General features: G+C 41.3%; 12 protein-coding genes. 10 read left to right on the top strand and 2 right to left on the bottom strand.

Annotated elements, in window-relative coordinates; translation table 11 throughout:
• Positions 1–739: 739 nt before the first annotated feature.
• From ndhL to UYC_RS0111295, 4 genes are all read left to right on the top strand, one after another.
• Positions 740–961 (top strand): NAD(P)H-quinone oxidoreductase subunit L, encoded by a 222-nt coding sequence (gene ndhL, locus UYC_RS0111280; RefSeq protein WP_268744036.1) that lies wholly within the window; start codon positions 740–742, stop codon positions 959–961.
• Between the two features lie 27 nt (positions 962–988).
• Positions 989–1300, top strand: coding sequence for a DUF3007 family protein (locus UYC_RS0111285; RefSeq protein ID WP_016878878.1), 312 nt, complete (start codon positions 989–991; stop codon positions 1298–1300).
• Between the two features lie 92 nt (positions 1301–1392).
• Complete coding sequence (gene trpA, locus UYC_RS0111290) at positions 1393–2217, top strand: tryptophan synthase subunit alpha (protein ID WP_016878877.1); 825 nt, start codon at positions 1393–1395, stop codon at positions 2215–2217.
• A 278-nt stretch (positions 2218–2495) separates the two neighbouring features.
• Positions 2496–3140 carry a coiled-coil domain-containing protein gene (locus UYC_RS0111295; protein WP_026087749.1) on the top strand — a complete coding sequence of 215 codons (645 nt, stop codon included), beginning with the start codon at positions 2496–2498 and terminating at the stop codon, positions 3138–3140.
• Positions 3141–3428: 288 nt separating this feature from the next.
• Here the strand turns inward: UYC_RS0111295 and UYC_RS0111300 are convergent, their stop codons facing one another.
• A complete protein-coding gene (locus tag UYC_RS0111300) occupies positions 3429–5345 on the bottom strand; it encodes a serine/threonine protein kinase (RefSeq protein ID WP_016878875.1) in 1917 nt (638 codons plus the stop codon).
• 164 nt (positions 5346–5509) lie between these two features.
• Between UYC_RS0111300 and UYC_RS0111305 the strand changes: the two genes are divergently transcribed.
• From UYC_RS0111305 to UYC_RS36490, 4 genes are all read left to right on the top strand, one after another.
• The gene (locus UYC_RS0111305) at positions 5510–6001 is read left to right on the top strand and encodes a hypothetical protein (protein ID WP_026087748.1); all 492 of its coding nucleotides are present in this window, start codon (positions 5510–5512) and stop codon (positions 5999–6001) included.
• Between the two features lie 510 nt (positions 6002–6511).
• Entirely contained in the window at positions 6512–6934 is a 423-nt protein-coding gene (locus UYC_RS0111310; protein WP_016878873.1) for a response regulator, read from the top strand.
• A 97-nt stretch (positions 6935–7031) separates the two neighbouring features.
• Complete coding sequence (gene uvrC / locus UYC_RS0111315) at positions 7032–8909, top strand: excinuclease ABC subunit UvrC (RefSeq protein ID WP_016878872.1); 1878 nt, start codon at positions 7032–7034, stop codon at positions 8907–8909.
• 851 nt (positions 8910–9760) lie between these two features.
• The gene (locus tag UYC_RS36490) at positions 9761–9937 is read left to right on the top strand and encodes a replication restart DNA helicase PriA (protein WP_071588497.1); all 177 of its coding nucleotides are present in this window, start codon (positions 9761–9763) and stop codon (positions 9935–9937) included.
• 117 nt (positions 9938–10054) lie between these two features.
• Here UYC_RS36490 and rlmN read toward each other — a convergent pair whose 3' ends face one another.
• Positions 10055–11233, bottom strand: a complete 1179-nt coding sequence (gene rlmN, locus UYC_RS0111325; protein ID WP_016878870.1) for a dual-specificity RNA methyltransferase RlmN — start codon at positions 11231–11233, stop codon at positions 10055–10057.
• Between the two features lie 243 nt (positions 11234–11476).
• Between rlmN and UYC_RS0111330 the strand changes: the two genes are divergently transcribed.
• Positions 11477–12037 carry a peroxiredoxin gene (locus UYC_RS0111330; RefSeq protein WP_016878869.1) on the top strand — a complete coding sequence of 187 codons (561 nt, stop codon included), beginning with the start codon at positions 11477–11479 and terminating at the stop codon, positions 12035–12037.
• Positions 12038–12237: 200 nt separating this feature from the next.
• Positions 12238–12726, top strand: a complete 489-nt coding sequence (locus UYC_RS0111335; protein ID WP_016878868.1) for a hypothetical protein — start codon at positions 12238–12240, stop codon at positions 12724–12726.
• Positions 12727–12728: the final 2 nt, after the last annotated feature.

The raw sequence follows: 12728 nt of genomic DNA on the forward strand, positions 1-12728 counted from the left end.
GCTACTTGCCGCCCTTTATTGGAAGTATAAGCTTGCCGTTGCGGCAAAGTTATGGGTAAAGTCACAAATGCCGTTTGATGATATGTAATTAAAAAATGGGGGTGGAGGGACTTGAACCCTCACGACCTTTTACGGTCAACGGATTTTCATTCTCCCGCAGCTTTCGCCACTGCCTGATAGCTTCAACTATCTTAGGCTTTGAGAATTGGACTCTCCCTTTACCCTCGACTATACGTTAGGGTAGCTCCCGTCGGGTCTCTGCACCTTCCAAACTTGCCTTTTGTTAGTAATCATTTGCGAGATACAAATGACTAATGACAATTGACGAGTTTGGCTTGGCTCAGGATTGCCTTGTCTGTTACCAGATTTAGGTTTCCCTGAATTTGAGAGCGGACACTTAAAGGATTTCTCCTTCAAGGCTCAATTACTTAAGTCCGTAGCGTCTACCATTCCGCCACACCCCCAAGTTGATTTGGGAGTCACTCTTAATTTGAGAAGGCAGTAAATACCTCCTCGATCTATTCCAACATCATTTGTGTCATTTGCCAACTGGTAACCATAAAAAATTTTTCTGGATAACCGAACTTTTCTAAAAAAAGGCAGAAAATTCACCTTTGCCTGCTCGCCAGATCAATCGTTAGGAGCAAAAGCAACCAACAGTACTTTCCTGGTGTTAGGCTTTCAGCCTATGATGGAAATGAAAGATGCACCCGTTGGTTACTGCTGTATTAAACTCATGATGGAATCTATGATGGTACCGCTCCTGTACCTGATTTTGGCTGGAGCTTATCTATTAGTCATACCTGTGGCTGTGCTGTTCTACCTAAATACACGCTGGTATGTGGCTAGCTCCATAGAGCGTGCATTTATGTACTTTTTGGTATTTTTCTTTTTTCCAGGTTTGTTAGTTCTGTCGCCGTTTGTAAATTTTCGACCCAAGCGGCGGCAAATTGAAGCTTAAATTTAAGATTGGTAGGTCATAAGACTTATGCGACGCATTGACGCTATTGGAATTGGCTTGGGCGTTTTTAGCGCAGGTGGCTTGGTGTATTTACTCCTACAACTAGCAGGCTTAGATAGTTTGAATGCTGGTATCTGGAGTCAAGCCTTGCTAGTCGGTGGATTAGTTGGCTGGTTGCTAACATATCTTTTCCGGGCAGTTAGTCATAACATGACCTACCATAAACAACGCGAGCAGTACGAAGAAGCTTACTTGCAAAAGCGCTTAGAAGAACTTTCTCCAGAAGAATTAGCAAAAATTCAAGCCGAAATAGAGCAGGAAGAACAACATAAGGTGTAAATTGGTTATTTGTGATTTGTCCTTTGTCATTTGTCCTTTGCTCATGACTAATGACAAATGACTGATGACTAATTACTAATGACTAATTACTAATGACTGCGATTTCCGATTGCTTTGAAAACCTAGCGCATAAACGAGAGTGCGCTTTAATTCCCTTTATTACTGCTGGCGATCCAGATATAGAAACTACAGCAGAAGCTTTGCGAGTTTTGAATCACAGCGGTGCGGATATAATTGAACTTGGTGTTCCCTATTCCGATCCACTTGCTGATGGGCCTGTTATTCAAGCTGCTGCGACTCGCGCTTTGCAAAAGGGAACAACTTTAGATCAAGTGCTGGAAATGCTGAAAGCAACTTCTCCTAGCTTGCGAGTTTCCTCCGGAAAGGCTGCGCCAATACCGATTATTCTTTTTACCTACTATAACCCCATTCTCAATCGTGGCATTGATAAGTTTCTCCAGCAAGTTGCTGATGCTGGCGTAGCTGGATTAGTCGTGCCAGATTTACCTTTAGAAGAAGCTGCTAACTTACTCAAACCCGCTGCTGAAATTGGCATTGATGTCACTTTGTTGATAGCTCCTACCAGTTCCCCCGAACGAATCGAAGCAATTGCTCGCGCCTCGCAAGGATTTATTTATTTGGTAAGCGTGACTGGTGTTACGGGTATGCGATCGCAAGTTGAAACACGAGTATCTGATTTATTGCAAAAAATACGTAATTACACAGAAAAACCGATTGGGGTAGGTTTTGGAATTTCTCAAGCAGAACAAGCTCGTCAAGTTAAAGAGTGGGGAGCAGATGCCGCAATTGTTGGCAGTGCTTTTGTAAAACGCCTGGCGGAAGGTACTCCACAGCAAGGTTTAAAGGCGATCGCTGAATTTTGTCAAACTCTTAAAAGCGCGATCGCAAACCCCTAAGTAAACGCAAATGAGAATTTGAGCGAGACAAACTAGGAAGGTAGATTAAAATGTTTAAAAACGGAGTTTTTTTACCTTCCTTGGTAGACATTTTAAAAAATATGGTTTTGAATATATAAAGCAGATATCAAGCGGTAAAAAAGTAGGCTTTACTGCCAATCCGGATTTTGGTGTGATTGAAAGTACATTATTTTAGGATGTGAATTTTATGATTATGAGTGTTAGAGTGTATCGGTCACAAGCGATCGTAGTGGTTTCGCTGGATAGAGGTAAAGGCAATGAGTGAGAGTATGGCGTTTATCGGCGGTGTCGCTGTGGCGGGGCTAGCAGCTATTTTGCTGTTAAAGGGAACTGGAAATCCCCTGCAGCAGCCAAATATCGCAGTTGCTCCACAATTGCCAACTACTATGATGCCTGGAGTGATACAGCAGCCACCAACATACAATCCTTACGCACCACAACCTGTTGCTCCAACACCTGCAAGTCCTAATCCTGATGAGCGTTTGGCAATGGAACGTCTCAAAATGGAAAATGAAGGGCTAAAGAAGGAAAACGAGCAACTCAAAAGTCAGATGCAGCAGTTCCAAGCCCAACTCCAACAAGCTTACAACTATCAATTGCAACTCAACGCCCAGCAAAACCAGAATGCAGCGTCACGATTGCAACAATCCGAAAACCCCTGGTGGTCTTCACCTATAGTATGGGCAGTGGGAGGTATGTCTTTAACTATCGGTGGAGGTATTGTTGTTGCTGGGGTACTGTCTTTGTTCTCTCCCAAACAGCGACATACTCGTACAGTCCAAGTTATTCATCCGTACAATGGTTCTGCAACACCGTTAGTTCCAGTGCGTCGAGCTGAGTTTCTGCCACCTCACACGGAAACAAGGCGGGTAAATGCACCAGAATACGAAGACACTTACTAAAAGTTTTAAGCAGGACAAAGTATTTCCTACTGAACAACGCTTTCCCAATACACAGACGTGCGAAAAATAATTTTATCGTGCTTGTTTTTCATGTTTTTTATAGTAAAAAATATCTAATATTTAACTTAGTACTTGTTAATAAGCCCTTCATTAAATGAACTAAATTAATCATTTTTTTTGATTTTTATAGTTGTTGCCATTCGAGGTTAAAAGTCCATTAACTAAGCTAGAAACATAGATCCCCGACTTCTTTAAGAAGTCGGGGATCTTACTCTTACTTTATTATCTTTACTGTTTACTTGACTCAGTAGTAGAAAGCTTGTCTTGAGAATTATTATTGGGCTTATTTACCTGAGGAAGCTTTTGTTTAGCAATATTTTCAGCAGCTTGCTTAAATAAAGGCTCTATTTTATTTCGCCAGTATTGAATATTTGGTAATTTTTCTGGATTATCTTTATAAGCTAAAACTTTATCCCATTCACCGCTATCTAATGCTTTATTAATCTCATTAAAGAACGCTTCTGACTTTTCCCAATCTTGCCGCCATTGGTTTAACATTTCTGTAGTTTCTTTTAAGCCAGAAGCATTTCTGGGAATGTTTTTTAACAGTTCAGCCGCACCTTGTAAATCTCCAGATTCATACTTTTTTCTAGCTTTTTCTAAAGTCTGAGTAGATGTTTCTCCTTGTGATTTTTCTGACTCCAATTTTGGAGAAGATGGTTCTAATCTTTCTGGAGACGAAGTTTGCCTATCCACAACAGATTTTGGTGGGGGAGTAGACAGAGAACCAATTAAGTCAACATCATCTAATGTTTTCACGGCAATGCCTTTATCGCGCAGGCAAGTAACCCATCCATCTTTATTTTTGATATGAACCTGCTCTATCCAAGCCCGCTCCGACTCTAGTTTCACTTCCACCCAACCGCGTTTTGTCCGTCTTCCCGTCACTTCTAACTTCTTGCCCTTGTTAACTTTTTGCACGATGTTATCACTAGCGATCGCACTCGGTTCTGAACGGATATTTGCTTGATTCGCTCCAACTACGGCTAAACAGGTGGGCGCTGTGATCATGTCATTACCTTCTGTCACATTTGCGGCAAAATTTTGGGCATTCTTAACTACCAAGGGAGCAATAGCAGCAGCACTACCTGCTAAAAATACTAGAACAAACAGCTGCAATAAGTCAGGGCCATTAGAAGCCCTGGAAACCGAAGCAAGCGGCTTGGAGGCTGGTTCTGGTGGTGCTGGAGATGTATGATTGCCTGGTGCAAGGGCGATCGTTTTTTGCTGAGATTGGCGTGACGAGAAAGCAGTTGCCCCATAGCTGAGATTTTTGCGATACTCTCCAGTTTGAGAGCGGATATCAATTGCCTGCAACGCTTCCAATGCTTCCTGAGCGCTTTGGTAGCGATCTTTAAAGTGATAGCGTACCATTTTGCTTAACACCGCAGCCAAATCTTGACTGATAGGCACTAAATGCTGCCAGAGAATTTCGCCTGTTTGGGGATCTTCTTGCATATCTACTGGCGCTATTCCAGTCAGTGCCTGAATGGCAATGATACCCAAAGCGTAGATATCACTATTGGGGCGGGGTTTGCCTTGCCCTTGTTCTGTGGGCATATAACCGGGAGTACCAATAGCTACCGTAGCCGAGAAATACCCGGCGGCATTGAGAATTGATGTTTGGGTTGCGTATTCGGAAGGTGTACGCAATTTTTTCACAGCCCCAAAGTCTAATAAGACTAATTTTTTGTCTGAGGCACGACGGATAATATTGTCTGGCTTAATGTCGCGGTGAATTACACCATGACTGTGAACAAAATCTAAGATACTTAAAATTTCTGTTAACAAATCGATAACTTCCCCTTCAGTCCAGTTTTCACTAGAAATCAGTTCATCACTAAGGGGATGTCCTTCGATAAATTCCTGCACCAAGTAAAATTCTTGATTTTCGTCAAAGTAAGCTAAAAGTCGGGGTATTTGGTCGTGGTTCCCCAGTTTTTCTAATGTTTCGGCTTCGCTTTCAAACAGGCGTTTGGCAGTATCAAACAACGAGGGCGCGGCGCTGATTGGTTTGAGGTGCTTAACCACACAGATCGGATTACCCGGACGTTTTGTATCCTGGGCAATATAGGTTTCACCAAATCCTCCTGTTGCCAGGACTTGCATAACTTGGTATCGGTGGTCTAGTAACTTGCCAATCATATTCCCTCCCCAGTATTAACACCCATTTTCTCAGGATGGTAATAAATATCTCCAAAATTTCCTCGATAAAATCCGCTATCTTGAGAAAAGATTTGGATGTAAAACGTAATTTTTTAGTCAATAAACATTGTTAATTTTGATTTCAATATCCTTTTTTAGTAACCATGCCACCTAAAATAACAAATTCAGTCGCGTGGCAGCAGGCTGAACTCCTCATGCAACCTGCTTTCATTCGCGTTGTGGATAATATTCGCAAGTTGCTTGATGTATCTGCTTGGAAGGGTACTTACCAGGATGTACTGATTTGGCCCCCAAATACCAGCGATGAGACAAAAGCAGTTGTGACAAGACTTTTGCAAGAATTAGAAGCTGCCACTCCTGAGAAAGCAGCCGAAATTAGAGAGACTCTTGCCCGTCTACCAATGCCCCATCCAGGATATCATCTGTGTTTGCAGCGTCAAGAGCAACAAGTGAGCGTGGATTTGTGGGAATTGTGTTATCAAGTGTGTTTTCTTGATTACAATTCTTTGAGTGATAAACCTGTTGATATTGATATTAGTTTAATCGATGAAATGGGTGATGTGGATTGGAATGCTTTGGAAGCTAAAACTAAAAGGTTAGTAGAACAAGTGTTTGCAAGTTTACCTCCAGAATAACCCCACCCCTAGCCCCTTTCCACAAGTGGAGAGGGGAATATTTTTATCTACCACTAAGAACAACACAGACGCTGATGTGCTCTTGTCCGTCAAGCAAGAAATTTCACTACCAGAAGCCAAAGTCCGATCGCCCAGACTAGGTAAGATTTGTCGGACACCAAGAAAGGAGAAATAGAGCGATCGCTTTCTTATCTACAATTTTCTGACTTTTTTCAACAACTAAGTCTGATTCTCTTTAAAAATTAATAACTCAGCACAACTTTCTAAAACTTAAATTAAAGAAAACTTTAACTTTTGATTAAATTTATATTTTGGTTATAGTATTCTGGGACGCAGACTATTTTAGTAAGCGGAAAGTATAATTACTAGCGCAGTTAGATATAGTTTCTTACTAACTAGAGTATTTTTTCGGCAAGTTTAATATCTTAACACTTAATAACTTGAAAGCCGGATTTTTTTATATTTTAGCAATAATTGTTCACTTTTCACCTAAAGATTGCATAGGTAAAAATGACAGCACAATTACTTAAAATACAGCAGCAATTGCAATTCCATAGAGGAAGGATCTTATTAATAGAAGATAATGATATTAACAGAATGTTACTTAGTGATTATCTGAGTCACTTTAGATTTGAGGTTCAAGGCTTGGCAGGGGGAGCTGATTTTATTGCTACTATCAAGAGTTTTCAACCAGATTTGATTTTATTAGACTTAAAATTACCTGATATTGATGGTTATTCTTTACTAGAAAGAATACAGCAGGAAGTAGGCATATCCCAGATACCAATTTTTATAGTTTCGGCATTTGCTTTTAAAGAAGATAGGGAACGAGCGATAAAATTAGGTGCTCGTCGCTACTTTATTAAGCCTGTAAACTTGAGTGAGTTAGTTTTGGCAATCGAAGAAGAATTAGCTTGTCAGCTTTTACAGTGAAATTGGTAATATCGGAAAAAGATAAAATCAATAAAATTTCATAGTAATTTTACTTAAAATAAATATAGGTAAATTGTAAAGTTGCCAAACTTTGGTTGTGACAACATCTACTCAAACACTACCACTAGTTAAAGAACCAGAACGTCTAGAAAGTCGTCTAGCCGAAATTCCGCCAGAACCTGGAATTTATATGATGCGAGACAGTAGCGATCGCATCATCTATATAGGTAAATCTCGGAAATTGCGATCGCGTGTTCGTTCTTATTTTCGAGAATCACAAAAACTCAGCGAACGTATCGCCACAATGGTAAGGCAGGTGACAGAGATTGAATTCATTGTCACCGATACTGAAGCGGAAGCCTTAGCCTTAGAAGCCAATCTGATCAAGCAACACCAACCGTATTTCAACGTGCTGCTGAAGGATGATAAAAAATATCCTTACGTTTGTATTACTTGGTCAGAAGATTATCCCCGTATTTATATTACCCGTAAGCGCCAATTAGGTAAAGAAAAGGACAAGTATTACGGCCCTTATACTGATTCTCACTTACTGCGGGAGATATTGCGCTTGTGCAAGCGGATATTTCCTCTGCGACAGCGCCCTCAACCACTATTTAAAGACCGTCCCTGCTTAAATTACGATATAGGACGTTGTCCGGGTGTGTGTCAGTTGTTGATTTCCCCAGAAGAATACCGCAAAACTGTGCAAAAAGTGGCGATGGTATTTCAAGGGCGAAGCAGCGAGCTAATTGACATCTTGACAGAACAAATGCACAAGCAAGCGGAGGCGCTCAACTTTGAAGCAGCAGCGCGGATTCGCGATCAAATTGCCGGGCTGAAGTCTTTAAATGCCGATCAAAAAGTTTCCCTACCAGACGATACGGTTTCTCGTGATGCGATCGCTCTAGCAGCGGATGCACAACACGCCTGCATTCAATTATTTCAAATTCGTGCCGGACAATTGGTAGGCAGACTTGCATTTATTGCGGATGCTCATGCCGAACCAGGAGCAATCTTACAACGCGTGTTGGAGGAACACTACCAAACTGCCGATGCGGTAGAAATTCCCACAGAAATTTTAGTGCAGCATGAATTGCCAGATACAGACATCCTGGCGGATGTGCTGACACAGCGTAAAGCCAGAAAAGTGACGATTCTAGCTCCCCAGCGACAAACCAAAGCAGAATTAATAGAAATGGTAGAGCGAAACGCTCAATATGAATTGCAAAGAATGCAAAAATTGGGCGATCGCAACCAACAAGCGATGCAAGATTTAGCTGCCATTCTTGATTTACCCGACTTACCTCACCGCATTGAGGGTTATGATATCTCCCACATCCAAGGCTCAAATGCTGTAGCTTCCCAAGTCGTGTTTATCGACGGCATCAGTGCCAAGCAACACTACCGTCACTACAAAATTAAAAATCCCACAGTCACAACCGGGCACTCGGATGACTTTGCCAGTCTTGCTGAAGTTATCTCCCGCCGCTTTCGCAAGTATGCCGAAAATCCCCAACTGTCGCGAATTGGCAATCCTGACTGGCCCGATCTAATTATGATTGATGGTGGTAAAGGTCAGTTATCAGCAGTTGTAGCAGTCTTACAAGAGATGAATTTATTGGAAGACTTGCGCGTGATTAGTCTGGCAAAACGGCGAGAAGAAATTTTTCTACCGGGAGAATCAGAGCCGCTGTCAACAGAAGCAGAACAACCAGGAGTACAACTGTTGCGGAGATTGCGAGATGAGGCGCATCGGTTTGCTGTCAGTTTTCATCGCCAGCAACGCAGCGATAAATTGAAGCGATCGCGTTTAGATGAAATTCCTGGTTTAGGGCATTATCGCCAAAAGCAACTTTTGGGACATTTCCGCTCGGTTGATTATATTCGCCAAGCTACGCCCGCACAGATAGCTGAGGTTCCGGGAATTGGCTCGCGTTTAGCTCAAGAAATTTATGATTATTTTCATCCTGCTTAAAGTAGGCAGATAAAATGCCAAGCCCAATTGAATGCTTATAAGCAGGCAAAAAGAAATTATGGGTAATTGATAAGTGGGAAAACCCATTACCATTACCCATTACCCATTACCCATTACTAATCATTAGATTAGCAAACATTACTGATGCTATTCCTCTGTTAATTGGAATTTTTTCTTAAATTTTATCTCTAAATTTTAATCATTTTTTTACAGTAACAAACAAATCATTTCTACTTAAAATTAATATTTTTTTACTCGAACTTATAATTTGTTATGTTTTTACCAATTTAATAGTAACACTATTTTCACAGCTATTTTTTAAACAAAACCTAAATTAACAAGCTTTTTTACCCATCTCTAAAAAATTGTAACTTAACATACAAAATCTATTATCTTTTTACAAAATAATGTTTTTACACTGAATCCACTATCAATCTCTTACTCCTGATAGAGCCGTGTGCCAATAGAAGCAAAGCTTACTTCTACATATTTATACTGATATATGTTTTGCTCAAGACTTGCTAAAAGCTGCCAGTAATTTTATCAGTAAATGCTAGACGTCAAGGGCTAACATTACTATAGTCTCAAGCTAATCGCAGTAGGGATCACTAAAACCATAAGCTAACACAGCATAAACAAGATAATTTTATATCCAAAGCTAGATGATTAGAGATATAAAGTTTAAGATAATCAGAAGAATTATAGGTTGTTAAGTTTTTCCAGGCTAAATTGATGTACTAGCTAACGTTAATGTTGAATTTTATTAAGTATGGACTATCAAAAGTTAGCTAGTTTAATTAGCCTGCTTATTGTTTCAAGCAAAATTAATCATGATATCCAGGGATTTAAAAATGCAGATAGTACAAACTATTTACTGCCCCAACTGTGGTAGTAAAGCAGAAAGACATTATATTTTTGATAGACAGTTAACAAGAACTCAATGCCAACGTTGCGACTACTTAATGGTATGTTGCACGCGTACAGGTAAAGTTATTGAAGCTTATGCCCCTGGTATTTATGCACGTTGATAATTAGGTTAGTGGATAGTAGATAGTGGTTAACTACTAACTACTGTACGGGCGGGTTTGGTTGATTATATGAACGGTTACTACCGACAATTTATCTTCTAAACCCGCCCCTACTAACTACTGCTTACTTGCTCGTAGTTGTCCGCAAGCAGCATCTGCTTCTAAACCACGAGAGTAGCGCACGCTCACAGCAATATGATGCTGTTTAAGAACTTTGACAAAAGCTTGAATGCGACTGGAAGTCGGGCGTTTGTAGTCTACTTCTGAAATAGGGTTGTAGGGTATTAAATTAACATGACTTTGAAATCGCCGTAGTCTTTGCGCTAATTCAGCAGCGTGTTCTGGTAAGTCGTTAACGTCCGCAAGCAGAACGTATTCAAAAGTCACCCGACGTCCCGTAATTTCCACATATTCGCGGCATTCGGCAAGCAAATCTTCAATTGGATAAGAACGAGCGCTAGGAATGAGTTTTTCTCGTAGTGCTTGGTTAGAAGCGTGGAGGCTGACTGCTAGGGTAACTTGTAATTTATGCTGGGCAAATTTACGAATGCGATCGCGTATTCCCACTGTGGAGACAGTCATGCAGCGTTGCCCAATACCCACATCTTGATTAAGGGATTTGATTGCTCCTAAAACATTATCTGTATTTAACAGCGGTTCGCCCATACCCATAAAGACGATATGGCTTACCCGTTGCTGAAAATCTTCTTGAACAGTTAACACCTGATCGACGATTTCGTGCCGTGTCAAATTGCGCTTGTAGCCGCCTTTACCAGTCGCACAGAAATCACATCCCATCGGACAACCGACTTGAGTTGAGACGCAAACTGTCAAACGTTCTAGAGATTTTGGATTTGGGAATTTCTCCACGTCAGAGTTTCCCCGCTTCCCCGCGTCTTTCCATCTCCCCCTCTCCCACTCTTCCTCTCTGGGATAAGTGGGGATACCGACTGTTTCAATAATATATCCGTCTGCTAGCTGCAAAAGATATTTGACAGTACCATCGGGAGCAACAGAGCGATAGTGAATTGTAGAGCGCCCAATCGGAATTTCTGCAACTTCCGCCCGCCATTGTTTGGGGAAGACAGAGATATCAGCAAGCGATCGCACTCCCTTTTGATAAATCCATTCATGCAGCTGCTTTCCTCTGTAAGCAGGTTGCCCCTGCTGTTGCACCCAAGCGGTTAACTCGGCAAGCGAAGCACCCAGCAACGGAGGAGTTAATTCTCCTGATGCTGTATCTAATTTTTGTTTGGTAAGAGAGTCAACCCCAGGTAACAGAGGTGTAGCAGACATAAAAAGTCACAAATTCACGGTGGCATATCTATCCTATAACTTCTTGCCGAATCTTGCTTTGACCGAGAGCGATCGCCTATTTCTCTCTCAAAAGTTTAGAACTTACGCACGAGCCACGGAATAATCAAACTACTCCAGGCACAGAGAACACGGAAGAAGAGGAATAAGAGTTAGAGAGGTATTTCCTCAATCTGAAAACTCATTATTGTAAACTTATGTTAAGTTTTATTTTGGTTTGCATTTATGATTTCTCGCCGCAATTTTCTGAGCATATTATTCGTTAGTTGTTTTGCTCTCATCGGTTGGTTGAATTTTGTCCCAACGGCTAGTGCATTGGGAGGCAAACTGCCCCCGATTAATCAACCGGCACCCCTATTTACTTTGCCGACAAACTCTGGTGATGGTGAAATTTCTCTCTCTGATTTGCGGGGTAAGTGGGTGGTTCTGTACTTTTATCCAAAAGACTTCACCCCTGGTTGCACAATAGAAGCACGTCGCTTTCAGCAAGATTTGCCCAAATATCTAGAAAAAAATACCCAAATCATTGGTGTGAGTGCGGATGATGTTAGCTCCCACGCCGAATTTTGTGATTCAGAGGGTTTAGTATTTCCCCTATTGGCAGATACAACAGGTGCGGTGAGTAAAGCTTACGGTTCTTGGATGAGCTTTATCTCTACGCGCCACACATTTATCATCGATCCGCAAGGTGTTCTGCGCGAGACTTTTGTCAAAGTTAATCCAACTATCCACAGTCAAGAAGTCTTATCTCGGCTAGAGGAATTGCAAAAAGCTACTGCTTCCTAACTTGGGGCGATCGGGTGGGTGGATAGACTAAAGAAAGGGGAAAAGGAAAAATAAATCCTTTAACCTTTCACCTCTTTTATGCCTTTACATCCTTCCCCAGTCAGCAGTTATTAGTCTTACACTCATAATATAAATAGGCAAAATTAGAAAAAATTGATAACTAATAAATAAAAGCTGATAGCTCCTTGGCGAGGCGTACTATGAATTTTGAACACGAAGCAAATTTTCAAAATCCAACAGAAGAATTTGAATTTGCTCAACCACCGACTCCTGCTAAACCACTGGAATTGCTAAGAGATACTGAAGCTTTACTACGTCGTCCAACAGTAGCAACATTGGTGCCGCTTTTACCACCAAAGTGGGGAAAAAACTTGCAAGCAGCTTCTTGTGTCGCAGAAGATTCCTTGAAAGAGTTAGCCGAAATTGAACTGGAGAAAATTAGCGACTGGGAACTACGCTCTGCACGTATCCGTGTGGGATTAAGCTTTGTTGGTTTTGGGGCGCTGATGATAGTTGTACTGCTGCTTTACCTTACCACGTTACATCCACAACTCAGTCCAGTTGAACAAATTGGTCTATATTGGTATCAATACGTTTGGTTTGTGTGTTTGGGCGTAGCGGGAATGTTTATTCTCGGTCGAGAAGCAATGCGTCCAACTGAAAAGCCTCAAAAATTTAACAAACGGTAAGT

The sequence above is a fragment of the Chlorogloeopsis fritschii PCC 6912 genome, assembly GCF_000317285.1.
Classification (GTDB): domain Bacteria; phylum Cyanobacteriota; class Cyanobacteriia; order Cyanobacteriales; family Nostocaceae; genus Chlorogloeopsis; species Chlorogloeopsis fritschii.